Origin of the sequence: Lentzea guizhouensis (assembly GCF_001701025.1) — a bacterium.
GTDB lineage: Bacteria > Actinomycetota > Actinomycetes > Mycobacteriales > Pseudonocardiaceae > Lentzea > Lentzea guizhouensis.
In genome coordinates, this window is record NZ_CP016793.1 from 1,325,927 (window position 1) to 1,350,472 (window position 24,546).

25 protein-coding genes and 1 pseudogene are annotated in these 24,546 nt (G+C 69.5%); 12 read left to right on the forward strand and 14 right to left on the reverse strand.

Annotated features, from left to right (window positions below):
- Positions 1-15: 15 nt before the first annotated feature.
- A complete protein-coding gene (locus tag BBK82_RS06800; protein ID WP_065914245.1) occupies positions 16-387 on the forward strand; it encodes a MerR family transcriptional regulator in 372 nt (123 codons plus the stop codon).
- Here the strand turns inward: BBK82_RS06800 and BBK82_RS06805 are convergent.
- A complete protein-coding gene (locus BBK82_RS06805; RefSeq protein WP_065914246.1) occupies positions 384-1,424 on the reverse strand; it encodes an NAD(P)-dependent alcohol dehydrogenase in 1,041 nt (346 codons plus the stop codon). The two genes, BBK82_RS06800 and BBK82_RS06805, sit on opposite strands and share 4 nt — an antisense overlap.
- A gap of 145 nt (positions 1,425-1,569) precedes the next feature.
- Between BBK82_RS06805 and BBK82_RS06810 the strand changes: the two genes are divergently transcribed.
- Positions 1,570-2,445: a helix-turn-helix transcriptional regulator gene (locus BBK82_RS06810; protein ID WP_065914247.1), complete on the forward strand. Its 876-nt coding sequence runs from the start codon at positions 1,570-1,572 to the stop codon at positions 2,443-2,445.
- The gene (locus BBK82_RS06815) at positions 2,442-2,726 is read left to right on the forward strand and encodes an Rdx family protein (protein ID WP_065914248.1); all 285 of its coding nucleotides are present in this window, start codon (positions 2,442-2,444) and stop codon (positions 2,724-2,726) included. Before BBK82_RS06810 ends, BBK82_RS06815 begins: the two co-directional genes overlap by 4 nt.
- A 10-nt stretch (positions 2,727-2,736) precedes the next feature.
- On the opposite strand, the gene BBK82_RS06820 is transcribed toward BBK82_RS06815, so the two are convergent.
- A complete protein-coding gene (locus BBK82_RS06820) occupies positions 2,737-3,513 on the reverse strand; it encodes an SDR family NAD(P)-dependent oxidoreductase (protein WP_065914249.1) in 777 nt (258 codons plus the stop codon).
- A gap of 75 nt (positions 3,514-3,588) precedes the next feature.
- On the opposite strand from BBK82_RS06820, the gene BBK82_RS06825 reads away from it, so the two are divergent.
- On the forward strand, positions 3,589-4,176 hold the full coding sequence (locus tag BBK82_RS06825; protein ID WP_065914250.1) for a TetR/AcrR family transcriptional regulator: 588 nt from the start codon (positions 3,589-3,591) through the stop codon (positions 4,174-4,176).
- A 177-nt stretch (positions 4,177-4,353) separates the two neighbouring features.
- On the opposite strand, the pseudogene BBK82_RS06830 reads toward BBK82_RS06825, so the two are convergent.
- The 4 genes and pseudogenes from BBK82_RS06830 to BBK82_RS06845 form a co-directional block, all read right to left on the reverse strand.
- Positions 4,354-5,284 (reverse strand): annotated as a pseudogene (locus BBK82_RS06830) (glycine betaine ABC transporter substrate-binding protein).
- On the reverse strand, positions 5,281-6,015 hold the full coding sequence (locus BBK82_RS06835; RefSeq protein WP_065914251.1) for an ABC transporter permease: 735 nt from the start codon (positions 6,013-6,015) through the stop codon (positions 5,281-5,283). Before BBK82_RS06835 ends, BBK82_RS06830 begins: the two are co-directional and overlap by 4 nt.
- Positions 6,012-7,130, reverse strand: coding sequence for an ABC transporter ATP-binding protein (locus BBK82_RS06840; protein WP_065914252.1), 1,119 nt, complete (start codon positions 7,128-7,130; stop codon positions 6,012-6,014). The genes BBK82_RS06835 and BBK82_RS06840 overlap by 4 nt, the downstream gene beginning before the upstream one ends.
- Positions 7,117-7,764 (reverse strand): ABC transporter permease, encoded by a 648-nt coding sequence (locus tag BBK82_RS06845; protein ID WP_065914253.1) that lies wholly within the window; start codon positions 7,762-7,764, stop codon positions 7,117-7,119. The genes BBK82_RS06840 and BBK82_RS06845 overlap by 14 nt, the downstream gene beginning before the upstream one ends.
- A 293-nt stretch (positions 7,765-8,057) precedes the next feature.
- Between BBK82_RS06845 and BBK82_RS06850 the strand changes: the two genes are divergently transcribed.
- From BBK82_RS06850 to BBK82_RS06870, 5 genes are read left to right on the forward strand one after another with little or no spacing between them, the layout of a single operon-like run.
- On the forward strand, positions 8,058-11,939 hold the full coding sequence (locus BBK82_RS06850; RefSeq protein WP_065914254.1) for an amino acid adenylation domain-containing protein: 3,882 nt from the start codon (positions 8,058-8,060) through the stop codon (positions 11,937-11,939).
- Positions 11,936-12,856, forward strand: a complete 921-nt coding sequence (locus BBK82_RS06855; RefSeq protein WP_065914255.1) for a pseudouridine-5'-phosphate glycosidase — start codon at positions 11,936-11,938, stop codon at positions 12,854-12,856. The genes BBK82_RS06850 and BBK82_RS06855 overlap by 4 nt, the downstream gene beginning before the upstream one ends.
- Positions 12,853-13,518 carry an HAD family hydrolase gene (locus tag BBK82_RS06860; RefSeq protein WP_065914256.1) on the forward strand — a complete coding sequence of 222 codons (666 nt, stop codon included), beginning with the start codon at positions 12,853-12,855 and terminating at the stop codon, positions 13,516-13,518. The genes BBK82_RS06855 and BBK82_RS06860 overlap by 4 nt, the downstream gene beginning before the upstream one ends.
- Positions 13,515-14,180 carry a uracil phosphoribosyltransferase gene (gene upp / locus BBK82_RS06865; RefSeq protein ID WP_218920589.1) on the forward strand — a complete coding sequence of 222 codons (666 nt, stop codon included), beginning with the start codon at positions 13,515-13,517 and terminating at the stop codon, positions 14,178-14,180. Before BBK82_RS06860 ends, upp begins: the two co-directional genes overlap by 4 nt.
- A gap of 14 nt (positions 14,181-14,194) precedes the next feature.
- A complete protein-coding gene (locus tag BBK82_RS06870; protein ID WP_065914257.1) occupies positions 14,195-15,100 on the forward strand; it encodes an EamA family transporter in 906 nt (301 codons plus the stop codon).
- Here BBK82_RS06870 and BBK82_RS06875 read toward each other — a convergent pair.
- Both BBK82_RS06875 and BBK82_RS55720 read right to left on the reverse strand, forming a co-directional pair.
- Positions 15,082-15,654: a dihydrofolate reductase family protein gene (locus tag BBK82_RS06875; RefSeq protein WP_065914258.1), complete on the reverse strand. Its 573-nt coding sequence runs from the start codon at positions 15,652-15,654 to the stop codon at positions 15,082-15,084. The two genes, BBK82_RS06870 and BBK82_RS06875, sit on opposite strands and share 19 nt — an antisense overlap.
- A gap of 31 nt (positions 15,655-15,685) precedes the next feature.
- Positions 15,686-15,820: a hypothetical protein gene (locus tag BBK82_RS55720; RefSeq protein WP_257785435.1), complete on the reverse strand. Its 135-nt coding sequence runs from the start codon at positions 15,818-15,820 to the stop codon at positions 15,686-15,688.
- Positions 15,821-15,903: 83 nt separating this feature from the next.
- Between BBK82_RS55720 and BBK82_RS06880 the strand changes: the two genes are divergently transcribed.
- Together BBK82_RS06880 and BBK82_RS06885 are read left to right on the forward strand one after the other, a co-directional pair.
- The gene (locus BBK82_RS06880) at positions 15,904-16,113 is read left to right on the forward strand and encodes a hypothetical protein (RefSeq protein WP_065914259.1); all 210 of its coding nucleotides are present in this window, start codon (positions 15,904-15,906) and stop codon (positions 16,111-16,113) included.
- Positions 16,114-16,286: 173 nt separating this feature from the next.
- A complete protein-coding gene (locus BBK82_RS06885) occupies positions 16,287-16,895 on the forward strand; it encodes a leucine-rich repeat domain-containing protein (RefSeq protein ID WP_065914260.1) in 609 nt (202 codons plus the stop codon).
- On the opposite strand, the gene BBK82_RS06890 is transcribed toward BBK82_RS06885, so the two are convergent.
- From BBK82_RS06890 to BBK82_RS06910, 5 genes are read right to left on the reverse strand one after another with little or no spacing between them, the layout of a single operon-like run.
- Positions 16,863-17,483, reverse strand: coding sequence for a thioesterase II family protein (locus BBK82_RS06890; protein WP_083267827.1), 621 nt, complete (start codon positions 17,481-17,483; stop codon positions 16,863-16,865). The two genes, BBK82_RS06885 and BBK82_RS06890, sit on opposite strands and share 33 nt — an antisense overlap.
- Entirely contained in the window at positions 17,461-19,218 is a 1,758-nt protein-coding gene (gene asnB / locus BBK82_RS06895; RefSeq protein WP_065914262.1) for an asparagine synthase (glutamine-hydrolyzing), read from the reverse strand. Before asnB ends, BBK82_RS06890 begins: the two co-directional genes overlap by 23 nt.
- Positions 19,218-20,828, reverse strand: a complete 1,611-nt coding sequence (locus BBK82_RS06900; protein ID WP_237048056.1) for a non-ribosomal peptide synthetase — start codon at positions 20,826-20,828, stop codon at positions 19,218-19,220. Before BBK82_RS06900 ends, asnB begins: the two co-directional genes overlap by 1 nt.
- A 14-nt stretch (positions 20,829-20,842) precedes the next feature.
- The gene (locus BBK82_RS06905; RefSeq protein ID WP_065914263.1) at positions 20,843-21,679 is read right to left on the reverse strand and encodes a fumarylacetoacetate hydrolase family protein; all 837 of its coding nucleotides are present in this window, start codon (positions 21,677-21,679) and stop codon (positions 20,843-20,845) included.
- A 13-nt stretch (positions 21,680-21,692) separates the two neighbouring features.
- A complete protein-coding gene (locus BBK82_RS06910; protein WP_065920867.1) occupies positions 21,693-22,730 on the reverse strand; it encodes a hypothetical protein in 1,038 nt (345 codons plus the stop codon).
- Between the two features lie 187 nt (positions 22,731-22,917).
- Between BBK82_RS06910 and BBK82_RS06915 the strand changes: the two genes are divergently transcribed.
- Positions 22,918-23,691: an SDR family oxidoreductase gene (locus tag BBK82_RS06915; RefSeq protein WP_065914264.1), complete on the forward strand. Its 774-nt coding sequence runs from the start codon at positions 22,918-22,920 to the stop codon at positions 23,689-23,691.
- 6 nt (positions 23,692-23,697) lie between these two features.
- On the opposite strand, the gene BBK82_RS06920 is transcribed toward BBK82_RS06915, so the two are convergent.
- Positions 23,698-24,216, reverse strand: coding sequence for an LmbU family transcriptional regulator (locus BBK82_RS06920; protein WP_237048057.1), 519 nt, complete (start codon positions 24,214-24,216; stop codon positions 23,698-23,700).
- Between the last annotated feature and the right edge of the window lie 330 nt (positions 24,217-24,546).

Genomic DNA, 24,546 nt, shown 5'->3' on the forward strand with positions numbered 1-24,546 from the left:
TGTGGTGGAGGTCATATGCGCATCGGAGACCTGGCGGCGGAGACCGGCGTGAGCGTGCGGTCCCTGCGCTACTACGAGGAGAAGGGCCTGCTCACATCCGAACGCACCGCGAGCGGGCAACGGCGGTACGACGCGGAGGCCGCCGACCGGGTGGAGCTGATCCAGCAGCTCTACGGCGCCGGGCTGTCCACCGGCGGGATCCTGGAGCTGCTGCCGTGCGTGGTGAACGGTGAGGCGTCGCCGGAGCTGCTGGTGCGGCTGCGCGAGCACCGCGGGTCGGTCGAGCGGCAGATCAACGACCTGCGCGGCACGCTCGACCGACTCGACTCGGTGATCGCGAGGGCGACCAGGGCGCACGACAGCGGCATGCCCTGCCGTGAGGGTTAGATCGTCGCGGTGTCGATCACGAACCGGTACCGCACGTCGCTCGACAGCACCCGGTCGTAGGCGGTGTTGATCTCCTCGGCGGTGATCAGCTCGATCTCCGCGCCGATGCCGTGCCCGGCGCAGAAGTCCAGCATCTCCTGGGTCTCCGCGATGCCGCCGATCATCGAGCCGGCGAGCGTCTTGCGCTGACCGATCAGGCTGAACAGGTTGAGCGAGATCGGCTCCTCCGGCGCGCCCACGTTGACCAGGGCGCCCTCGGTCCTGAGCAGGCCCAGGTAGGCGCTGAAGTTCAGCGGCGCGGACACCGTGGACACGATCACGTCGAACTTGCCGGCGAGCTCGGTGAACGTCGCCGGGTCATTGGTCGCGCGGTAGTCGTGGGCGCCGAGCTTGAGCCCGTCGGCCTTCTTGCGCAACGACTGCGACAGCACGGTGACCTCGGCGCCGAGTGCGACGGCGAGCTTGACGCCCATGTGGCCGAGACCGCCCAGGCCGACGATCGCGACCTTCTTGCCGGGGCCGACGTTCCAGTGCCGCAACGGCGAGTACAGCGTGATGCCGGCGCACAGCAGCGGCGCGGCCACGTCCAGCGGCAGCGAGTCCGGGATGCGCACGGCGTAGTTCTCGTCGACCACGATCTGCTTCGAGTAGCCGCCGTAGGTGACGTCGCCGTTGTGGTCGATCGCGTTGTAGGTCTGGACGTTGCCCTTGGCGCAGTACTGCTCCAGGCCGCGCAGGCAGTAGTCGCACTCGCGGCACGAGTCCACGAAGCAGCCCACGCCGACACGGTCACCCACGGCGTACTTCGTCACCTCGGTGCCGACCTCGGTGACGACTCCGGCGATCTCGTGGCCGGGGACCATCGGGAAGATGGCCTCGCCCCAGCCCTCGTTGACCTGGTGGATGTCGGAGTGGCAGATGCCCGCGTACTTGATGTCGATCAGGATGTCGTGCGCACCGACCGCGCGACGCACGATCGTGGTGCGCTCCAACGGTGCCTTGGGTGCCGGGGCGGCGTAGGCAGCGACGGTGCTCATCAGGTGTTCTCCTCGGTTCGTCGTGTCGATGACGACACTCCTCCGGTTCGAGGGCGCTACCCAGACACCTGGTCCGCCTACGTCCGCTGTGCCTACCACCGGCAGTAGCAGGCACAGTTCGCCCAGGTCAGGGATACTCGGAACCATGCCTGTCGACCCGCGCACCGAGCTGAGCGAGTTCCTGCGCAGCCGCCGCGCGCGGCTGTCACCCGACGACGTGGGGCTGCCGCAGTTCGGCCGCACCCGCCGCGTTCCCGGTCTGCGCCGGGAGGAGCTGGCGCAGCTCGCGGGCGTCTCGGTCGCGTACTACACGCGGCTGGAACAGGGCAACGGCCGCAACGTCTCGGCCGAGGTGTGGGACTCGATCGCGCGTGCGTTGCAGCTGAGCGAAGCCGAGCACGCGCACCTGCGGAACCTCACGCAGTGCCGGGTCGGCGGCCCCAAGAAGAAGGCACAGCGCACGTACGTGCGACCGGCGTTGCGGCACCTGCTCGACAACGTCGGCGTGCCCGCGTACATCGGCGGCCGGCGCTCGGACGTCCTGGCCTGGAACCCGATGGCGGCCGCGTTGTTCGGCGACTGGTCCGAGCTCGAGCCGCGGGAGCGCAACTGGGCCAGGCTGATCTTCCTGCAGCCGTCCTACCAGGACCTCTTCGTCAACTGGCAGAGCAAGGCCGCCGACGTCGTGGGCTTCCTGCGGATGGACGCCGGGTGCTTCCCCGACGACCCCGAGCTGGCCGCACTGGTCGGAGAGCTTTCGCTGAAGAGCCCGTTGTTCCGCAAGCTGTGGGCCAAGCACGACGTGAAGGAGAAGTCCTTCGGCACCAAGGTGGTGCGCCACCCGCTGGTGGGCGAGATGACGCTCTCCTACGAGACGCTGCGGATGCCCAGCGAGCCGGAGCTGTTCCTCACCACCTACCACGCCGAGCCGGGCTCGCCGTCCGCGCAAGCCCTGCAGCTGCTGGCCAGCTGGGGCCGCGACGCGACCCGCGCGGGGACTTCGGTTCAATCGCAGGCATGAGGACGCCCCGGCTGGAGATCGAGTACTGCACCCAGTGCCGCTGGCTGCTGCGCGCCGGCTGGACCGCGCAGGAGCTGCTGACCACGTTCACGACCGAGCTGGGCGAGGTCGCGCTGATCCCCGGCACCGGGGGCGTGTTCGACGTGCGGCTGGACGGCGAGACGGTGTGGTCGCGCAAGGAGCAGGACGGGTTCCCGGACCTCGCGATGCTCAAGCAGCTGGTGCGCGACCGGGTGGCGCCGGAGCGGTCACTCGGTCACACCGACCGCAAGCATTCCTAGAGCCGGTGTCCTAAGCCGACATCGCGGCCATCGCGCGGACCGCCTGACGCCGGCTCGCCAGCCGCGACAACGACACGATCACCCGGTTCAGCCGCCCGACCGCGATGCTCGGCGGCGGGTTGCGCCGGTCCAGCGTCCGCAACGCCGTGCGCACCACCAGCTCCGGGCCGACCCTGCGCGCACCACCGGCCGCCTGCTCGCCCGCGACGTCGAAGAACTCCGTCTCGGTCGCGCCGGGTGAGAGCGCGAGCACCCGCAGACCGCTGCGCCGGTGCTCCTGCCACAGCGCCTCGGTGAAGCTCAGCACGAACGCCTTGGCCGCGCCGTAGACCGCCATCCGCGGCACCGGGTGGTAGGCGGCCATGCTCGCGACGTTGACCAGCACGCCGCGCCCGGACGCCACCAGCTCGCCGAGGAACGTCCTGGACAGCTCCACGACCGCGGAGATGTCGAGGGCGATCTCGGTGCGCAGGCGGTCGGCGTCCTCCTCGGCGAACGGCCCGTACGTGCCGAACCCGGCGTTGTTGATCAACCCGGTGAGCTTCAGGCCACGACTGCGCAGTTCCGCCGCCAGCTTCGGCACGGCGTCCGGCTCGGTGAGGTCGCACGGCAGCACCGTGACGTCGACCCCCGTCAGCTCGGCGGCGAGCGCCTCCAGCCGTTCCACCCTGCGAGCCACCAGCACCAGGTCAGCGCCCCTGCGGGCGAGCTCACGGGCGAACTCCGCACCGATCCCGGCACTCGCGCCGGTGACCAGGACACGCGCACCTCGGTAGTCGATTGTCACTTCAGGGCCTCCTTGGCATCTAGTGCCAAGTTAGCACTAGATGCCGGAGAGGCGCCACGGCACTAGGGTTGGGGAATGCCAGACCGCCTGTGGGACCGCACTCGCCGCCGCGTCCAGGAGGAGGTCGTGGACGCCGCGCTGGCGTTGTTCCTCGAGCAGGGCTTCGAGGAGACGACGGTCGACCAGGTGGTGGCGGCGACCGGGATCTCGCGGCGCTCGTTCTTCCGGTACTTCGGCTCGAAGGAGGACATCGTCTTCGGTGACCTCGCCGAGCAGGGGCCGGTGATCCTGGAGGCACTGCGCGCGCGTCCCGACGACGAGCCGATCTACGACGCGCTCGGGCACGCGCTCGAGGTGGTGGGTGAGCTCACCAGCCACGAGCGGGGCACGATGATCGCCCGGCTGGTCGCGACCACCCCCGCGTTGCGGGCGGCCCACCTGGAGAAGCACCTGCGCTGGCAGGAGGTGCTGGCGCCGGAGGTCGAACGCAGGATCGGCACCGGTGACGCCCCGGCCGGGCTGGTCGGCGAGGCGGTCGTGGCGAGCCTGCTGGCGTGCCTCGACGCGGCCACCACCGTCTGGCTGCGGCAGGGCGGCGGTGACCTCGACGAGCTGCGGCGGCTGACCGGGCAGGCGCTCGACGCAGTCCGAAGTGGACGATGAGCTGCCGGTGGCCGGGCTGGGTTGGGTTGAGCCGAAGCGCGGGTTTGTTCATTCCACCGCTCGCCTTCGCGCCCGCGATCGCGCTGGTGCTGCAGTTGGTCGCGACGGTCCTGTCGGTGCTGCCGGTGGTCGGCCGCGCGATGCGGTGACCAGTCCGTGGTGATCAGTCGGTGGTGATCAGTCCGTGGTGACGAACCCCTTCGACACCATCCAGTCGCGGGCCACGGCACCGGCGTCCTTGCCCTCGACATCGACCTGACGGCACAGCTCGATCATCTGGTCGTTGGTGAGCGCCCTGCTCACCGTCTCCAGCGGTCCACGCACCTGCGGGTACCGCGCGAGGAACTCGGCGCGCAGCGTCGGGGCGACGTTGTACTGCGGGAAGGCCTTCCTGTCGTCCTCCAGGACGCGCAGCTCCTGCGCGGCGATGCGGCCGTCGGTGGTGAAGACCTCGCCGACCGGGCAGGTGCCGCCGGCGATCGCGGAGTAGATCGTGCCGATGCCGAAGTTCTTGATCTGCGCCTGCGGCAGGCCGTAGGTGCTGGCGGCTGGTGAACTCGGTCTCCAGGCAGAACACGGCCTGGTCCGGGTTCTTCGCGAGGAACGCGGCCAGGTCGGAGTTGGTGCGCAGGCCGTGCTGCTCGCCGTAGGCCTCGGTGACGGCGAACGCGTACTGGTCGTTGAGCGGCGAGTAGGCGAGCCACTCGACGCCGAACCGGTCGAGGTCCGCCTTCTTCGTCGCGTCGTACTGGGCCTGCTCGCCGCCGGTCACGGGCAGCTCGTTGCCCTGGTAGTTGATCCAGCCGGTGCCGGTGTACTCCCACACGACGTCGATCTCGCCGTTGAGCAGCGCCTGACGCGCGGTCTGCGAGCCCTTGAGGTCGGTCATGTCGATGACCTCGGCACCTGCGGCGGACAACGCCATCTCCGCGAGGTAGCCGAGCAGGATGTTCTCGGTGAAGTCCTTGGAGCCGACGGTGACCTCGACGCCGCGCAACGACGGCTCGGGTTTGATGGAGCCGGGAAACACCTTGTAGGGCAACGACGAGTTGATGTCGAGGCCGCAACCGCCCAGCAGCAGCACCACGACGAGCACGAGCCGTTTCACCGCAGTCCCTTCGGTCCGAGGCCGTGTTCGAGCACCGCGCCCACCCAGTCGACGAGCAGTGCGAGACCCGCGGCCAGTGCCGAGCCGGTGACCAGCACCTTCATCAGGTTGAGCTTGTAGCCGGTGTCGATCAGCAACCCGAAGCCGCCCGCGTTGACGAAGAGCCCGAACGTCGCCGTGCCGACCGCGAGCACCAGCGCGGTCCGCAGACCGGCCAGGATGAGTGGCACGGCCAGCGGTAGTTCGACCCGCCACAGCACCGACCGGGCGGACATCCCGATGCCGCGCCCGGCGTCCACGAGGGACGGGTCGACCTGCTGGATGCCGACGATCGTGTTGCGCAGCACCGGGAGCAGCGAGTAGAACGCGAGCGGCAGCGCGGCCACCCACAACCCTCCGGTGGCGCCGGTGAGCAGGAACCACAGCACCAGCACGCCGAGTGCGGGTGCGGCCTGGCCGACGTTCGCGACCGCCAGGAACACCGGCGCGAGCCAGCGCGCCCACGGCCGGGTCACGACGACGCCCGCCGGTACCGCGACGGCGACGACGATCGCGGTCACCACGACCGTCATCAGCAGGTGGTCGGCCAGCGCCCGCAGCAACGAGCTCGCGTTCAGCGTGCCCTTCTCGGTCGCGGTCAGCTCGCCGGAGAACACCCACGCCAGCACGCCGCCGACGATCAGCAGCACCGCGAGCGGCTGCGCCCAGAACCTGATCCGCTCGGCCGTCATGCGGTGGCCCGCAGCCGTTGCACGACCTCGGTGACGGTCGTGAGGTCGATCGTGCCGACGTACTCGCCGCGGCCGCCGGTGACGATCGCACGACCGCCCTCGGTGACCATCGCCTCCAGCGCGTCGCGCAACGTCGACTGCAGCGACACCGAGTCCTGCACCGGCCGGCCGAGGCCGCGCAACGACGTCGCGCGCTCCAGCTCCTTCGCGTGCACCCAGCGCAGCGGCCGGTCGCGTTCGTCGAGCACCAGCAGGTACCGCTCGTCCGCCAGCTCGACAGTGGACGGCTCCGCGGTGACCTTCGCGGTGAGCGCCTGGCCGAGCTCGACATCGCGGACCCGCGTCAGCGTCAGCGCCTTCAGCGACGCGCCCTCGCCGACGAACCCGGCCACCGTGTCGTCGGCGGGGTTGGCGAGGATCGCGTCCGGCGTGTCGTACTGCAGGATCGTCGACCGCTCCCCCAGCACCGCGATCCGGTCGCCGAGCTTCACCGCCTCGTCGAAGTCGTGCGTGACGAACACGATCGTCTTGCGCAGCTCGGTCTGCAGCCGCAGCAGCTCGTCCTGCAGGTGTCCGCGGGTGATCGGGTCGACGGCACCGAACGGTTCGTCCATCAGCAGCACCGGCGGGTCGGCGGCCAACGCGCGCGCCACCCCGACCCGTTGCTGCTGGCCACCGGAGAGCTGGCGCGGGAACCGGTCGGCGAACTCGCCGGGGTCGAGCCCGACGAGGTCCATCATCTCGTCGACCCGCGCGGCGACCTTCTTCTTGTCCCAGCCGAGCAGCCCCGGCACGATCGCGATGTTCTGCGCCACCGTGAAGTGCGGGAACAACCCGGCCTGCTGGATCGCGTACCCGACGCGGCGGCGCAGGTCGTCCGGGTCGATCTTGAGCGCGTCCTCGCCGCCGATCGTGATCGTGCCGGACGTCGGCTCGATCAACCGGTTGATCATCCGCATGGTCGTCGTCTTGCCGCAGCCCGACGGTCCCACGAACACCACGATCTCCCCGGCGGGCACGACCATGGAGAAGTCGTCGACCGCGGCGGCCTGCTGGCCCGGATACCGCTTGGTGACGTGGTCGAGCCGGATCTCGATTCCCTCAGCCACGGACACCCCTCGAGACGGTGAGACGGTTGACGAGCACGTAGACCCCGTCCAGCACCAGGGCGAGGACCACCACGCCGACGGTGCCGGTGACGGCCTGGTTGAGCGCGTTGGCGCTGCCGGCGTTCGCGAGCCCGGAGAACACCTCCGAGCCCAGCCCCGGCCCCTTCGCGTAGGCCGCGATGACCGCGATCCCCATGAGCATCTGGGTGGCGACCCGCATCCCGGCCAGGATCGCGGGCCACGCGAGCCGCAGCTCCACCCGCGTCAGCACGCCGAACCGGCCCATGCCGATCCCCCTGGCGGCATCGCTGACCGCGGGATCCACCCCGGCGAGTCCCACGATCGTGTTCCGCACGATCGGCAACAACGCGTAGAGCACCAACGCCACCACCGTCGTGTCCGCGCCGAGCCCGAACACCGGGATCAGCAACGCCAGCAGCGCGAACGACGGAACCGTCAGGATCGTGCTCGCCAACGCGGTGGCCAGCGCCGACCCGGCCGGACTGCGGTACACGGCGACACCGATCGCCACGCCGATCACCGCGGCCAGCAACGTGCACTGGACCACCGCGCTGACGTGCAGCAACGCCTGCAACGACAACCGATCCCAGCGATCGGCCACGTACTCGAGCACGTTCATCCCCGTCGACCCCGATCGCCGAAGTTGGCGTCAACCCAACCCCATTCACGGTGAACGGGCAACCATTCACCGTCGTATCAAGACGGGCGCGCTCGGAATTTGTGTGCTATACCGCCGAAAACGCGAAAAGGAGTTTGCCGAACCGTCCCAAGTGGAACTCGGTTCGGTTCACAGCCCCCGCAGCACGGTCTCGGCACGTCCTCCAGACGGATTCGAGCCGGCGTTCGTACGGTTTTCAACGTCCTGGGCTCTCGAACCCATTGGTCATCACCGACGCCTTGGGGGCATTCCGCATGTCGAACGCAGCTTCAGTCGATCGGACACAGCTCGACGGCGGTTGCCTGCCCGACCTGCTGCGCAAGCAGGTCGAGGAGCACCCCGACCGCACGGCCGTGGTGGTCGGCGAGAACAGCACCAGCTACGGCGAGCTGTTCGAGCAGAGCTCCGCGCTGGCAACACATCTGCGCCGGTTGGGCATCACCGCCGACGACTGCGTGGGAATGTTCGTCGAACCGTCGCTGGACCTCGTGGTCGGCGCGTGGGGCATCCTCTGCAGCGGCGGCGCCTACCTCCCGCTGAGCCCCGAGTACCCCGAGGAACGCCTGCGGTACATGATCGAGGACTCGCGCACGAAGGTCGTCGTGACGCAGCCGGAGCTCAAGGCGCGCTTGACCGAGCTCGCCCCCAGCGGCACCAGGGTCGTCACGCTCGCCGACTGCGACGAGGCGTTCGACGACGGGTTCAGCCCGGCGCACGACAGCCTCGCGTACATCATCTACACCTCGGGCAGCACCGGTAAGCCCAAGGGCGTGATGATCGAGCACCGCAGCATCGTCAACCAGATGCTGTGGCTGCACGACGAGCACGGCATCGACGGCACCAAGCGGGTCGTGCAGAAAACACCGATGAGCTTCGACGCGGCGCAGTGGGAGATCCTCGCGCCGGCGGTCGGCAGCACCGTCGTGATGGGACAGCCGGGCATCTACCGCGATCCCGAGATGCTCATCGGCACGATCCGGCAGCACGGGGTCACGACGCTGCAGTGCGTGCCGACGTTGCTGCAGGCGCTGATCGACACCGAGGAGTTCCACACCTGCACCAGCCTGGAGCAGATCTTCAGCGGTGGTGAGGCGTTGTCGCGCACGCTCGCGGTCAGCGCGACCGGGACCATGCCGCACACGCGGCTCATCAACCTCTACGGGCCGACGGAAACGACGATCAACTCGTCGTCGTTCACCGTCGACCCGACGAAGCTGGCGGACGCCCCCAAGTCCATCTCCATCGGCGCGCCGGTCGCGAACACCACCTACCTGGTGCTCGACGAGAACCGGGACGTGGTGCCGCTGGGCGAGATCGGCGAGCTGTACATCGGCGGCATCCAGGTCGCCCGCGGGTACCTGCACCAGCCGGAGCTCACCGCGGAACGGTTCGTGGACGGCATGTTCCGCACCGGCGACCTGGTCACCCGGAACTCCGACGGCACCGTGCAGTTCGCCGGTCGCGCGGACAGCCAGGTGAAGCTGCGCGGCTACCGGGTGGAGCTGGACGAGATCCGGCTCGCGATCGAGACGCACGACTGGGTCCGCAACGCGGCGGTCATCGTGAAGTCCGACGAGCGCACCGGGTTCCAGAACCTGATCGCGTGCGTCGAGCTGAACCCGAAGGAAGCCGCCCTGATGGACCAGGGCAACGCCGGTGCGCACCACCAGTCGAAGGCGAGCAGGCTGCAGGTCCGCGCGCAGCTGTCGAACCCCGGCGTGCGCGACGACCTCGGCGGGCGCGAGGCGTTCGAGCTGCCCGGCGAGGAGGCGTCCTGCCTGCAGCGCAAAGTCGTGTTCTCGCGCAAGTCCTACCGGTTCTACGAGGGTGGCGCGGTCACCGCGGCGGACCTCGCCGCGCTGCTGGGCCGGACCGTCGAGGCGGTCGGTTCGAAGGACCCGAAGTCCGTGCGGTTCGCCGAGCTCGGCGAGATCCTGCGCTACTTCGGCGCGCACTACAGCGACCAGCGGCTGCTGCCGAAGTACGGCTACGCCTCGCCGGGTTCGCTCTACGCGACCCAGATCTACCTCGAACTGCACCACATCGCGGGTCTGCCGGCCGGGTTGTACTACTACCACCCGCTGCGCCACCAGCTCGTCCAGATCAGCCGCGTCGAGGAGCAGGAGCCGCAGGTCAAGCTGCACTTCATCGGGCGCAAGGCCGCGATCGAGGGCGTCTACCAGAACAACATCGCGGAGGTCCTGGAGATCGAGACCGGCCACATGGTCGGCCTCTTCGAGGAGGTCCTGCCCGGCTACGGCCTCGACCTGCACGCCGCCGCACACACCCCGCAGACCAAGGACCTGCTCGACGTCGCGGACGAGGACTACTACCTCGGCACGTTTCAGCTGAGCGCCTACACCGGCCCGCGCACCGACTCCGTGGACGTCTACGTCCAGACCCACCCCGGCAAGGTCGAGGGCCTGCCCGCCGGCCAGTACCGCTACCGCGCGGGCGAGTTCGAGCGCGTGTCGGACGAACTGGTGCTGCGCAAGCACGTCATCGCCATCAACCAGGCCGTGTACGAGCGGGCCAGCTTCGGCGTCACGGTCGTCAGCCGCGCCACCGAGCCGTGGCGCGAGTACGTCGACCTCGGCCGGGCCATGCACCGGTTGTCCGCCAACGACGTCGACCTCGGGTTCATGTCGTCGGGCTACAGCTCCAAGTCCGGCAACGACCTGCCGTCGGCCAAGCGCATCAACGGCGTGCTGGCCGAGATCGGCGAGGAGCCCGGCCCGTCGTACTTCTTCCTGGGCGGCAAGGTCTCCTACGCCCAGCGCCGCAGTCCCGGTATGAACGAGGACGTCGTGCACATGAAGGGCCCTGCCGAGCTGATCCGCGACGACCTGGTCAACTTCCTGCCCGACTACATGATCCCGAACAAGGTCGTGGTGCTGGACGCGTTGCCGATCACCGCGAACGGCAAGATCGACGTCAAGGCGCTGGAGAAGTCCGACAAGACGAACGCCGACGACAACGACCGCCCGTTCGTCGCGCCGCGCACCACGACCGAACGCCGCATCAGCGAGCTGTGGAAGAAGCTGATGAAGCGCGAGACCGTGTCGACGCACGACGACTTCTTCGAGACCGGCGGCAACTCGCTGATCGCGGTCGGCCTGGTCAACCGGATCAACAAGGACTTCGGCACCAGCCTCCCGCTGCAGGTGCTGTTCGAGTCGCCGACGATCGAGCAGCTGTCCCGCCGGGTCGACGGTGTCCACGAAGGACCGATCTCCCGGCTCGTGCCCATGCAGTCCGGCACCGGTGCACCGGTGTTCTGCTGGCCGGGTCTCGGTGGCTACCCGATGAACCTGCGCACGCTGGCGTCGAAGTCCGAGACGACCTTCTACGGCGTGCAGGCGCACGGCATCAACGAGGGCGAGACGCCGTACCGCACGATCCGCGAGATGGCCGCCGCCGACATCGAGGCGATCAAGAAGATCCAGCCGGAGGGCCCGTACACGCTGTGGGGCTACTCGTTCGGCGCGCGGGTCGCGTTCGAGACCGCGCACCAGCTGGAGCAGGCCGGGCACGAGGTGCGGAACCTGTTCCTGATCGCGCCGGGCTCGCCGAAGGTCCGCGACGAACGGGACTCCAACGAGGCCACGTACGACAACAAGGCGTTCGTGACGATCCTGTTCTCGGTGTTCGCGGGCAGCATCACCGACCCGCGACTCCAGCAGTGCCTCCAGGTCGCCCAGGACGAGGAGAGCTTCGCGGCGTTCATCAGCGGCGAGTTCCGCGACCTCGACGGCGAGCTGGTCCGGCGGATCATCCGGATCGTCACCGAGACGTTCTCCTTCAAGTACACCTTCAGCGAGCTGGCCGAGCGCACGGTCACCGCGCCGATCACGATCTTCAAGGCCCGTGGCGACGACTACTCGTTCATCGAGGGCAGCGAGGGCTTCTCCGTGGTGCCACCGGTCATCGTGGACCTGGAGGCCGACCACTACAGCCTGCTGCGCGAGCCCGACATCGACGAGCTGATGACCGCGATCGGCGCGTCGCAGGTGCGCCAGCAGGTCGAGCTGCACGCCCCACAGCACGTGCCGGTCCTGCTCACCGACGAGCAGATGTCCGAGCTGATCGAAGCCGTGACCAAGGCGGTCACGCTGGCGATCGGAGGTCGTTCGTGAGCGTTCCCCTGGTGTACAGCGAGGAAGTGGCCGAGGCGATCACAGCCGGGCAGCCCGTGGTGGCGTTGGAGTCCAACGTCATCACGCACGGCCTGGACTACCCGGAGAACGCCGAGACCGCCCGCCGGGTGCAGGACGCCGTGCGCGCGGGTGGTGCGGTGCCGGCCACGATCGGCATCGACGGCGGCCGGATCCTCGTCGGCATGACCGACACCGACATCGAGCGGTTCGCGTCCACGCCGAAGATCCCGAAGGTCAGCAGCCGCGACCTGCCGATCGTGCTGGCGCGGGGCGGGATGGGTGCCACGACCGTGGCCTCGTCGGTGATCGCGGCCGAGCTCGCCGGGCTGAAGTTCTTCTCCTCCGCGGGGATCGGTGGCGTGCACCGGGGTGCGGAGCGGACGATGGACGTGTCGTCCGACCTGATCCAGTTCACCCGCTCGAAGGTCGCCGTGGTGTGCGCGGGCGCGAAGAACATCCTCGACCTCGGGCTCACGATGGAGTTCCTGGAGACGCACTGCGTTCCCGTGGTGGCGTACCGGTCCGACGACTTCCCGGCGTTCTACTGCGTGTCCAGCGGACTGCGCAGCCCGCACCGGGTCGACGACCCCGCCGTGCTGGCGCACGCGATCGAGAACCACTGGCGGCTCGGCGGCCCCGGCTCGTTCCTGGTCACCACACCCACCCGGCCGGGTGACGCGATCGACGGCGGCGAGGTCGAGGCCGTGATCGCCGAAGCGGTCGAGCGCGCCGACCGTGACGGCGTGAGCGGCCAGGCGATCACGAAGTACCTGATGAAGGCCGTCGAACGCGCCACGGAAGGCCGCTCCGCCAAGGCGAACATGGCCGTGCTGGTCAGCACCGCCGAGGTCGCCGGTGAGCTGGCCACGGCCCACGCGAGGGAGTTCAGCCGATGAGCCGCCGCTGCGTGGTGTTCGACCTGGACGGCACGCTGGTCGACACCCCGACCGGGATCGTCACCACGTTCGCCGCCGTGTTCGCCCAGCTCGGCCTGCCCACCGCCGACTCCGGCGCGATCCGGTCCACGATCGGGCTCCCGCTGCCGGCCGCGTTCGCGAAGCTGCTCGGTGTCGCGACCGACGACCCGGTGGCCGCCGACTGCGTGGAGCTCTACCAGTCGACGTTCCGCAGGATCGTGCTGCCGATGGCCACCCAGCTGGTGTTCCCCGGTGTCCACGACGGCCTGGAGGAGCTGGAGGACAACGGCTTCCTGCTCGCCGTGGCCACCAGCAAGTTCATCGCCAACGCCGAGGCGCTGCTCACCGCGGCCGGCCTGCGCGAGCACTTCAAGATCGTCGTCGGCGCCGACCAGGTGCCCGCGCCGAAGCCCGACCCGGCGTCCGGGTTCCTCGTGCTGACCGCGCTCGACGTGGCCGCGGCGAACGCGGTGATGGTCGGCGACACCACCCACGACGTGCTGATGGCGCACGCCGCCGGGATGGCGTCGATCGGCGTGACCTACGGCGTGCACAGCGTCGAACAGCTGCTCAGTGCCAACCCCACCTGGCTCGTCGACTCGTTCGCCGGGGTCGTGGCCGCTGCCAAGGAGTGCCCGTGACCTCGATCGAGGCGTACCTCGAAAAAAACGTGCATCTGTTGCCGCAGACCAACCAGCTGCGCGCGATGCACACGATCGTCCGCAACCGCGACGCCTCCCGCGAGGAGTTCGTCTTCTACACCGAGCGGATCATCCGGCTGCTCGTGGAGGCGGGTCTCGACCTGCTGCCGTTCGCACCGCGGGACGTCACGACCCCGGTCGGCGCGACCTACCACGGGCTGCGGTTCGCGGAGGACCTCGTCGGCGTCCCGATCGTGCGCGCCGGCGAGAGCATGGAGGCAGGGCTGCGGGCGGTCGTCAGGGGTGTGCGGATCGGCAAGATCCTGATCCAGCGCGACAAGGTGACCAAGCTGCCGAAGTTGTACTACTCGGCACTACCGGAGGACATCGCGTCGCGGCACGTGCTGCTGCTCGACCCGATGCTCGCCACCGGCGGCACGGCGTTGGCGGCGATTCAAGTGCTGCTCGACCGCGGGGTGGTAGAAGAGAACATCGTCTTCGTCACCTTCATCACCGTGCCCGAAGGCATCGAGGCGGTGTGCTCGCGCTACCCGCGAGTGCGGATCGTGACGTCCGCGATCGAGGAACGGCTCAACGAGAACGCCTACATGCTGCCCGGCATCGGCGACTTCGGCGATCGGTTCTTCGGCACCGACAAGTGACGGGGGCTGGGGTCATGAAAGGCGACCGACTGCTGGCGGACTCGGCGATCACCGCGCTGGCACCGGTGATCTGGGGCAGCACGTACCTCGTCACCACCCAGCTGCTGCCGCCGGACCGGCCGTTGCTGGCCGCGGTGGTGCGCGCGTTGCCGGCGGGGCTCATCCTGCTGCTGTTCGGGCGGGTGCTGCCGACCGGCGTGTGGTGGTGGCGCGCTCTGGTGCTGGGCACGTTGAACATCGGCGCGTTCTTCTTCCTGCTGTTCGTCGCGGCCTACAAGCTGCCGGGCGGTGTCGCGGCACTCGTCGGCTCCGTGCAGCCGATGGTCGTGCTGGTGCTCGCCGCGCTGCTGCTCGGCGACCGGGTGCGGCTGCCGCACCTGGTCGCCTGCCTGGCCGCGTCGGCCGGGGTGGCGTTGCTGGTGCTGAAGGCCACCGCCCAGCTCGACCTCGTCGGCGTGCTGGCGGCGTTGGGCGGTGCGGTCTGCATGGCCTCCGGCATCGTGCTGACCAAGCGGTGGCAACGACCGGCCGGGGTGAACGTGCTGCTGTTCACCGGCTGGCAGCTGACCGCGGGCGGGATCGTGCTGCTGCCGGCGCTGTTCCTGCTGGAGGGCCTGCCCCGGTCGATCACCGGGACGAACGTGCTCGGCTTCGGCTACCTCGTCGTGTTCGGGTCGCTCTTCGCGTACTCCGTCTGGTTCCGCGGCACCGACCGGGTGCCGGCGATCGGGCTGTCGTTCCTCGGCTTCTTCAGCCCGATCGTCGCCACCCTGCTCGGGCTGGTGTTCCTCGGTCAGACGTTGTCGCTGCTGCAACTGGCCGGCGCGCTGGTCCTGATCGGCTCGATCGTCCTGGTCCAGCTCACGCCGGCGAGACCGGCGGTGCTGCCGGAACGCGAACTTCAGCGCACGACGTCGTAGACCAGCTTCTGGATGCCGTTGCCGTAGGACTCGCTCTCGACCAGCTTCAGCATCTGCTTGTCCTTGTCGGTCTGGCTGAACAGCCGCTTGCCCGCGCCGAGCAGCAGCGGGAACACCAGCAGGTGGTAGCGGTCGATCAGACCGGCGTCGGACAGGTTGCGGTTCAGCGTCGCGCTGCCGTGGATGGAGATCGGGCCGCCCTCGGTCTCCTTCAGCGCGGCCACGTCGTCGAGCGAGCGCAGGATCGTGATGTCGCCCCAGTTGTCGACGAGCTGGTCCTCCTTCAGCGTGCTGGAGACGACGAACTTCGGCATCGCGTTGTACTGCGGGAAGTAGTCGAGCGTCGGCCACACCGGCGAGAAGGCCTCGTAGCTGACCCGGCCCATCATCATGGCCGCGGCTTCCTCCTGCTCACGGCCCTTGATCTCGTAGGCGGCCTCGTCGAACTCGATGTCCTGGAAGGTCCAGCCGGAGCTGCGGTGGCCCGGCTCGCCGCCGGGGGCCTCGACGACGCCGTCGAGCGAGACGAACGCGGTGGCGATCAGGGTGCGCATCTGGGTTCTCCTCAGGTGGTCTGGTGTGCTCTCACCAGTGCGTCGAACGGGACTGGCCGGAATCGACACGCGCATCCTGCCCGATTTTCGCGACGGCGGCGCCGCGCACCCCACCGAGCGCGGCACCGCCCGCGTGATCGTCCACACCCGACTGGGCGAAGTTCACGACCGGTCAGGAATCGAGAAGCACCGGAGGGCCCCGCACTCCTAGCGTCTACCTCGGCAGACACCCCGACTGGGAGGTTCGAGATGAGCAAGCGGATGCGCCGGTTCCACCGCCTCGTGAGCATGGTCTTCATGGCCACGGTCGTCTTCACGGCGGTCGCGCTGACCGTGGACGCCTCGGTGGTGTGGGTGTCCTACGTGCCCCTGCTGCCGCTGTTCGTGCTCATGGTCACCGGCATCACGATGTGGTTCCGCCCGAAGCGCCGGGCCGCGACGACCCAGGGCACGGCCTAGCAGTACAGGCGGTTCTGCAGGTGTGTCAGGGTGGCGTCCAGCGCCACCCCCTACACCGCCGTTCGTGCTCCTCGGCGGTGAACCGCAGCCGCACAGCCTCGATGTGGTCCGCGTGACGGGCAACCTGACTGATCTCGACGGGTCCGAACGGTAGCAGCGCTACCCTGCCTGTCATGGGGGAAATCGACGACAGGGGCGCCCGGCTGCGCCCGGACCGCCAGCTCCCCTCGGCGTCGAGCTGGCTGCACCTGCTGGAACTGGTCGAGGAAGCCGCCTCCGACGGGCGGACCGCCTTCCACCCGTTGCGCGAGCTGAGCCAGGACGAGCGGCGCGAGATCGTCACGCTGCCGCCGACCATCGCGAAGCTGACCCGCGTCGAGGTGCTGGACCTGCACGGCTCGAACCTCGTGCGCATCCCGCCGGAGATCGGGGCGATGACGAGCCTGCGCCGGTTCGACCCGTCCGACTCGCCGCGGCTGCACTGGTTCCCGTACGAGCTGACCCGCTGCACCCGGCTCACCGACCTCCGGGCCGACACCGCCGCCCTCTACGGTCCGCTTCCCGTGCTGCCGCCACCGACGGCCGGCCTGGCCGACCTCGACCCCGGCACGCACGGCACCGAGTACGTCCGCTCGTGCAGCGTGTGCGACGCCCCGGTGGTGGAGCTGCACCAGCGGTGGACCGTTCAGCCCGTCGCCGGAAACCCGGTGCCGCTGCTCGTGAACGCCTGCTCGGCCGGGTGCGCCGCCTCAGTCCCGGACCAGGGCGAGCAGCTCCGGTGAGTCGAGCAGGTCGGAGTGACCGCCGGGGAACTCTCGTCGCACGAACCCGCCCGTGGTCACTTCCGCCCACGCCGCAACACCTTCCGCGGACGTCAGCGGGTCCGACTGCCCGTGCGCGGCCACGACCGGGCACCGCACCACCGGCCAGTCCTCCGCTCGAAACCCGCTGAGCAGCTTCATGTCCTCCGCGGCGGTCTCGACGACCACGTCCCGCCACTCGCCCTCGACCAGCCCTGGCGACACCCGTCCCAGGTAGGCCTCGGTGTCCGAAATGGACTCTGGATCCACCGAATGCCGGGCAGGCGCAACGGCTCCGACCACCACGAGCCGCGCGACGTCCGGTAGCAACCCGGCCGTCGCGTATGCCACGTACGCGCCGAAGCTGTGCCCGACGAGCACCGGCCGTTCCCCGTCGACCTGCTCCGCGCACGCCTGCGCCAGCGACGCGAACGAGGAGGCCGCGGCACTCCGCCCGAACCGTCCCGGGTACTTGACCAGCCGTCCCGACCGCAGCAGTGTGCCGCAGTCGCTGCCGAACGACCCGGCACCGGGGAAGACGTACACATCAGACCCGCAACCCGAGCTCATCCACCACCATCGCGATGCTGATCGCACTCAACCGGAAGTCGAACTTGTCCGTGCCGGGAGCGACGGTCAGGCAACCGGGCACCAGCACCCCGCTGTCCGCCACCAGCTCCTCCCACCGCGCCCACGTCGCGCGGTCCACCACCGAGTCCAGGTCGTACGCGGTGAACCCGTGCTTGCCCCGGTCGAGCACCGAGTCGGGCACGATCCCGCGGTAGGCCGACTTCAGGCACGCCTTGCCCTCGAAGTCCGCCACCTTCTCCTCGTCCGGCACCCGCAGCGCCGCGTCGACGACCGCGTTGCCGAGGAACGGGTACCGGCCCTCGACCGAGTTCCGCATCACCATCGCGTCGCCGTGGTCGCCGAGCAGGTGCCCGGACAGCTGCACGTACACGTCCGCCACCGACCGCAGCTGCATCGGTGACAACGCCGCCACCTCGTCGTCGGTGAACGGGATCAGCCGCGAACGCCAGAACTCCGCACCCCGCAACGCTTCCTGCACGTCACCGGACAGGAACGCCGATCGCCGGGACCCGACCTTGTCCCAGTTCACCTCCCACGCGAAGTCCGCGCGGCCCCACGCCTCCAGGTTCTCCGCACGGCCAGGCCGCCGGCCACGACCCGCGCTGTCGAACGCGTAGGAGTCGTAACCGAAGAACAGCTCGTCGGCGCCCTCACCCGACACCACGCCCTTGATCCCGGCCGACCGCACCGCGTCCGCCAGCATCATCGCGGCGACGTTGTAGGTCTCCCGCTGCGGGAAACAGCAGTGCCGCACCATCTTCTCGAACAACCCGGTGATGTCGGAGACCCGGCACGGGATCTGCTCGTGCTTCGTCTCGGCCAGCGCCGCGACCTCGCGCTGGAACCTGCCCTCGTCCAGCGACGGGTCGTCGAACACGACCGAGAACGTCCTCATCGGACGGTCAACGAGCGACGACGCCTCCATCACGATCGCCGTCGAGTCGAAGCCGCCGCTGAGGTACGCGCCGATCTCCACGTCCGCGTGCAGCCGTGCCGACACCGACTCCCGCAACGCCGACCGCAGCTCGTCGGCGGACACCTGCGAAGCCGAGAAGTCCCCGTAACGCCAGTACCGCACGGTTTCCACGCCGTCGGCCGAGATCCGCACCGCACAACCCGGCGGCACCGCGAACACGCCTCGCACCAACGTGCGCGGCGCGACGACGTTGCCGAGCGAGAAGTACTGGTCGACCGCGGTCACGTCGACCTGCCAAGCACTGCCGGCGCACTGCACCAGCGGTTTGAGCTCCGAGCAGAAGTGCACGGAGGAGCCCACCGCCGTGTAGTACAGCGGGCAGACGCCGAACCGGTCACGGGCCAGGTACAGCGCGTTCTCGGCCCGGTCGAACACCACGGACGCGAACTGCCCGTCGACCTCCGCCAGCCCCGCGATCCCCTGCGCGGCAACGAGGTCCGGGATCACGGCGACGTCGACGCCGTTGGCCGGGTCGGTGCCGAGCCGCGCTTTCAACGCGGGCGCGTTGTAGATCTCGCCGTTCGTCATCGCCACGAACCGGCCGCCGCGGTCCTCGGCCGGCTGCCAGCCGTCGGCCAGGCCGGTCATCCCGAGCCTGCCCAGCTTCACCGCCAGCACCGGCGTGTTCAGCGAGTAGGTCTCGTCCGGCCCGCGGTGCACGAGCCGGGTGTGCATGGCCGCCGCGACACCGCGGTCGACGGTGCCGTCGGGGGCGAAGGTTCCGCAGACGCCGCACATCACGAGCTCCGCGAACGCAGTGTGGTGGTCAGCGACCTCAGGTTCTCCGCGCGCAGCACGTCCCGCACGCCCGCGTCCATCCAGCCGAGCTTGCGCAGCTCCCCGACCAGCACCACGGTCGAGGCCGAGTCGCCGCCGATGTCGAAGAAGTTGTCGTTCAGCGACGCGTCGGACACGCCGGTGAGCTGCCGGGCCAGGGCGAGGACCCGGTCCTCCGGCGAGTCGGACACCGCTTCGGTGTGCCGGGAGGCGCGCAGGGCGTCCCGGTCGACCTTGCCGTTCGGCGTGTACGGCATCTGCGGGATGCGGGTGACCACCGACGGCACCTTGTACGGGTCGAGCACCGACTCCAGGTGCGCGCGCACGGCCCGTTCGTCCGCTGTGCCGACGAAGTAGCAGACCAGCGCGTCGGCGATCTCCGAACCGTCGTGCGACTCCGCTGTCACGACCGCCTCGACCACGCTGGCGAACCGGCAGGCCGCGGCCTCGATCTCGCCGGGGTCGAGCCGGTAGCCGCGGACCTTCAGCTGGCGGTCCGCGCGTTCCACGAAGTGCAGCTGCCCGTCGCGCTGCTCGACCACGTCACCGGTGCGGTAGGAGCCCCCGAACCGTTGCACGCCATCGGCTGTCAGGTACCCGATGGCCACGCTCCGGCCCGTGATCACCAGCTCGCCGCGGGAGTCGGGGTCACCGGGACGCGGCACGATCTCGTACCCGCAGTCGCCGACGACGTCGCCCAGCGGCACGGAGCCGGTGTGCACGGCCGGGTCGAGCACGTCGCTGAGCAGGTTGCAGACGGTGGTCTCGGTCAGCCCGTAGGCGTTGTGGAACGCGGCCACCACCGACCACTTCCCGACCAGCACCGGACGGCACGCGCCACCACCGTTCACCACGTGCCGCAACGCCATCGAGCCCGTCGGTTCGGTGGCGGTCAGCGCGAACGGCGTGGTCTTCAGGTGCGTGATCTTCAGGTCCTCCAGCGTGGCCTGCAGCACCGGGCCGGGTGCCAGCCGTTCCTCGTCGACCACCACCAGGCAGGCGCCCGAGGTCAGCGTCCAGAGGATCTCGGTGACGCAGCCGTCGAACGTCAGCCGCGCGAACTGCAGCGTGCGGGAGTCCGGGGTGAGCTCCAGGCGCCGCACGTGGTCGGCGATCATGCGCGCCAGCGGGTCCACCGCGACCAGCACGCACTTCGGTTCGCCGGTCGAGCCCGAGGTGTGGATCGCGTACGCGACCCCGTCGGCCTCGACCGCCCGCTTCTCGCCGGCGACCTCGACCAGCTCACCGCCTCTGGCCAGCCAGGAGACGCCGAGCGCGGCGACCTTCACCGCGTTCGACGTGCTGTCCCGCGGGTCGAGCACCACGAACGGCCGTCCTGAGGTCAGCGCCGCGGCCATGGCGACGATCGTCGAGGCGCTGCGGGCGGCCTCGATCCCGACGAACTCACCTGGTGCGGTGCGTTCCTCCAGCCGCGCGGCGAACGCGGCGACCCGTGCGCCGAGCTCGCGGTAGGTGATCGTCCCGGTGGCGGTCTCGACGGCACTGCGGTCGGCGTGCTCGGTGACGGCCCGCCTGATCGCGTCCACAATGGACATCTGGTCTGCCAACACGCCTGTCGCCCCCTTCACGGTGCCTGGTCAACGGTGTGCGCGAGCGTGCCGACGCCCTCCACCACGGCGTGGACCGAGTCGCCCGCGGAGATCACGGCGGCGCCCGGGGTGCCCGTGCAGATGACCGTTCCCGGTGCGATGGTGCGGCCGGCGGTGAAGTACTCCACCAGGTAGCCGAGGTCGTAGAGCATGTCGGAAACGGGAGCCGACGCGATGACCTCACCGTTGCGCACGGTCGAAACCTGAATTGTGTCGAAGTCGGAGATTTCGTCGACCGTCACCAGCTGCGGGCCGACACTGCAGAACGTGTCGAATCCCTTCGCCCACGGGATGTACCGCGGATTCTCCCGAATCACGTCCTCCGCGGTCATGTCGAGAACGGCCGTCACGCCGGCGACAACGGAAAGCCATTCGTCGCGCGACACGTTCTTGCATTCCCGGCCGATGACGAGCCCGAGCTCGGCCTCCGCGGTGACGCGTTCGCTCTGCCGCGGCAGCTCGATCACCCCGCCGTTGCCGATCAGCGCGCCGTCCGGGCGCAGGTAGGAGCCGGGGCCGGACTTGGGCTGCTCGGTCAGCAGGTCCTGCGAGTGCTTGCGGTAGTTGAGGCCGGCGCCCCACACCGGGCCCTGCGCGACCGTCGCCGCGTCGCCGAGGTCCAGCTCGACGCCCTGTCCCGCGAGGCTTCTGACCTGCTCTTCCAGCTCGCCGCGCCGATCGTCGGCGACGAGGTCCACCAGCCTCACCGCGTCGGCGTAGCCGGGGATGAGCGCCAGCGGCACCCACCGCCCGTCGTCGAGGCTCGCGTACACCTTGTGGCTGATCCCCGTGGAGAACCGCGCCAGCTTCACCGCGTCTCCCCCCTCAGGCCCGTGCGCCGACGGTCGCGGGCACGGCCAGCAGCTCGGCGGCCGCCCTGATGTCGGCGCCGTCGACACTGCGCGTGGCCAGGTCGGCGGCCTTCTCCATGACCGACGCCGGGTCCAGCCGGTGCTGCGCGCACAGGTCCTCGACCAGCTGGTAGTAGTTCGAGTGCACGCCCAGCACACCGCCGAGGACCTGCATGTTCCGGTTGTCGGGCAGCACCTCGAGGTGCTCGCGGCAGAACTCGGCCATGCGGGAGAGCTCGCGGTAGTCGTAGCGGTCCTCACCCTTGACCGCGAGGATCCCGGCGAGCGACTCGGTCTCGGCGTTGCCGGAACCGCGGCCGAAGCCGTGCAGCGTGCCGTCGACGATCGACGCCCCCGCCGTGAGCGCCGCGATGCTGTTGGCGTTGGCGAGCCCCAGGTTGTTGTGGCCGTGGAAGCCGACGACCGGGAACGAGCGCAGCACGACGCTGACGTAGCGGTGCACGTCGCTGGGCATCATCGAGCCGTAGGAGTCGACGACGTAGACGCCAGCGACCTCCCGCGGCACGTCCTTGAGCAGCTCGGGAAGCGCCTGGTAGGGCGTGGAGCTGGACTTCATCAGGTTGAGGTAGACCTGCCCGCAGATCTCGGTGGCGCGGCGCAGGTAGCCGAGGTTGGCCTCGATCTTCTCGGCCTCCATGCCGACGCGGACGAACGTCATGCCCGCCGCGACCAGCTCGGACATGGTCTCCAGGCGGCTGAACGACGGCTGCGCGAACGCGCCCCACGTCGAGGACCGCAGGTGGGTGGCGGCCAGCTCGCACCAGCGGTGCAGCGGGATGCTGCCCGGCCGGTTGCCCGCCCGTTCCGCCTCGTAGCCCACTCCGTGCGCGATCTCGATCTTTTCGATCGGGGTGGCGTCCAGGCGGCGCATCAGCTCGACGACGAAATTCTCGTCGAACTGGAAATCGACGGCGTAGGAACCGTCGCGCAACGTCGTGTCGAGAATCTCGCTGGTCAACGGCAGCAGAAGTGGGTCGTATTCGGCAGTCATGTCCATTCCCAAATTCGGTCGGGTGATGACAAATGCCTAGCACGCGTTATCGCGGAGTCGCAACGAATAGCGCTCGTTCCATCTTTTCCCGGTCCCGCCCGTGTCCTGTCGCCAGGACGCCGGTTGCACCGGCCGGAGTGCACTGCTATCCAATTCAGCAGTTGCCGATTCGTGGTTGGGGGACTTCATGGATCTCGGACTGGCGGGACGCACCGCTGTCGTTTGTTCGTCGACCGGCGGAATCGGGGAGGCGATCGCCCGCGCGCTCGCCGCGGAGGGTGCCGACACGGTCGTGTGCGGCCGCCGGGGTGACCGCGCTCAGGAGATCGCCGCGTCGTTGCCCAGCGCTCTCGGGGTGGAGGCCGACCTCCTCGCGGAGGACGGTCCCGCCGCGCTCGTCGCCGCGACGGTCGACCGGTTCGGGCCACCGGACGTGCTGGTGCTCAACGGCCCAGGCCCGCGCCAGGGGCCCGCGCACGACCTGGACGTGGCCGACGCCGACGGCGCACTGGAAGCGTTGCTGCGGCCCCACCTCCGGCTCGTCGCGCTGTGCCTGCCCGCGATGCGGGAACGCGGCTGGGGCCGGATCCTCGCGGTCGGCTCCAGCGGGGTCGCGGCACCACTGCCGAACATGGCGCTGTCGAACATCGGCCGGGCCGCCCTCGCCGGATACCTCAAGACCCTCGCCGGTGAGGTGGCCGCGGCCGGCATCACGGTGAACATGGTGCTGCCGGGCCGGATCGAGACCGAACGCCTGGCCGCCGTCGACACCGCGAACGCCGAACGGACCGGCCGCACGGTGGCCGAGGTCCGGCAGTCGTCGACCGCCACGATCCCGGCCGGCCGCTACGGGCGCCCGGAGGAGTTCGCCGCCGTGGCCGCGTTCCTGTGCGGTGCGCCCGCCTCGTACATCACCGGCACGGCGGTGCGCTGCGACGGCGGTCTCGTCCGGCACCTGTAGCAGCCTTCAGGAGACGACGCGCAGAGCCTGGCCGGTCCGCAACGTGCGTTCGGCCGCGCGGTCGAGGTTCGTCACGAGCCACTGCTCGAAGTCCTGCCCGACCACGTCGGCCGCCTGCCGCCAGGTCCCGACGCGGTCCTGCGGGACGCTGATGCGCGAGTCAGCCGAAACCTCGTTCCCGGAGTCTTTTTCGCCGCGAATGGCGGACCGCAGCTGACGAGTCGTCCACGAATTCGTTTCCGCCTGCATCAGCAGGTATTCCTGAACATCCGGCGGCAACGAGGCGACTTCTGCGTGGTGTTGAAATGTCAACGCCGCGCGCCGCCTCGTCAAATCGAACCGCCCGGCCACCCAAGCGTAGTTGCGCAATGTCTGATAGCTCAGACCGACCGCCCGCACGGCGTGCTGGTAGCGATCGGAGTAGTGCTCCTTGCCGAACACGAGCCAATCACCGAGCGACCACGCGGAGGAATCCACGAGCTCGGCCAGCCTGCGCCCGGCACGTTCCCAGTCGTCGAAGCTCAACGCCGTGGGGATGCGCAGCCCGACCCTCGTCATCATCACCTGGTCACCACTGCGACCTGCACGGTTGACTGCTGCCCTGCGCCCTCGGACGTCTCCTGAGCTCATGACGTGCCCCCTCCTCGTCACTTCCGCCGACCTCGCCGCCGGCGCGCGCCGACCACCGCCGTGGTCACGAACACCATTAAGCCGAGCTGGACCATCAGCCATTCAACCCGGAAATACGACTTCACAACGCCGGAGTGGTCTCCTCAGCCAGATCGGCGAAAACAACTCGCCGATGACCGCTCCTTCGTCGCTCACCAAGCTCGAACCCGAGCGTAGAGGCTGGGT

Bases quoted from the DNA above. Each gene is read 5' to 3' on its own strand.
- BBK82_RS06800 (WP_065914245.1), top strand. From the start codon at position 16: ATGCGCATCGGAGACCTGGCGGCGGAGACCGGCGTGAGCGTGCGGTCC.
- BBK82_RS06805 (WP_065914246.1), bottom strand. From the start codon at position 1,424: ATGAGCACCGTCGCTGCCTACGCCGCCCCGGCACCCAAGGCACCGTTG.
- BBK82_RS06810 (WP_065914247.1), top strand. From the start codon at position 1,570: ATGCCTGTCGACCCGCGCACCGAGCTGAGCGAGTTCCTGCGCAGCCGC.
- BBK82_RS06815 (WP_065914248.1), top strand. From the start codon at position 2,442: ATGAGGACGCCCCGGCTGGAGATCGAGTACTGCACCCAGTGCCGCTGG.
- BBK82_RS06825 (WP_065914250.1), top strand. From the start codon at position 3,589: ATGCCAGACCGCCTGTGGGACCGCACTCGCCGCCGCGTCCAGGAGGAG.
- BBK82_RS06835 (WP_065914251.1), bottom strand. From the start codon at position 6,015: ATGACGGCCGAGCGGATCAGGTTCTGGGCGCAGCCGCTCGCGGTGCTG.
- BBK82_RS06845 (WP_065914253.1), bottom strand. From the start codon at position 7,764: ATGAACGTGCTCGAGTACGTGGCCGATCGCTGGGATCGGTTGTCGTTG.
- BBK82_RS06850 (WP_065914254.1), top strand. From the start codon at position 8,058: ATGTCGAACGCAGCTTCAGTCGATCGGACACAGCTCGACGGCGGTTGC.
- BBK82_RS06860 (WP_065914256.1), top strand. From the start codon at position 12,853: ATGAGCCGCCGCTGCGTGGTGTTCGACCTGGACGGCACGCTGGTCGAC.
- BBK82_RS06870 (WP_065914257.1), top strand. From the start codon at position 14,195: ATGAAAGGCGACCGACTGCTGGCGGACTCGGCGATCACCGCGCTGGCA.
- BBK82_RS06875 (WP_065914258.1), bottom strand. From the start codon at position 15,654: ATGCGCACCCTGATCGCCACCGCGTTCGTCTCGCTCGACGGCGTCGTC.
- BBK82_RS06880 (WP_065914259.1), top strand. From the start codon at position 15,904: ATGAGCAAGCGGATGCGCCGGTTCCACCGCCTCGTGAGCATGGTCTTC.
- BBK82_RS06885 (WP_065914260.1), top strand. From the start codon at position 16,287: ATGGGGGAAATCGACGACAGGGGCGCCCGGCTGCGCCCGGACCGCCAG.
- BBK82_RS06890 (WP_083267827.1), bottom strand. From the start codon at position 17,483: ATGAGCTCGGGTTGCGGGTCTGATGTGTACGTCTTCCCCGGTGCCGGG.
- asnB (WP_065914262.1), bottom strand. From the start codon at position 19,218: ATGTGCGGCGTCTGCGGAACCTTCGCCCCCGACGGCACCGTCGACCGC.
- BBK82_RS06910 (WP_065920867.1), bottom strand. From the start codon at position 22,730: ATGACTGCCGAATACGACCCACTTCTGCTGCCGTTGACCAGCGAGATT.
- BBK82_RS06915 (WP_065914264.1), top strand. From the start codon at position 22,918: ATGGATCTCGGACTGGCGGGACGCACCGCTGTCGTTTGTTCGTCGACC.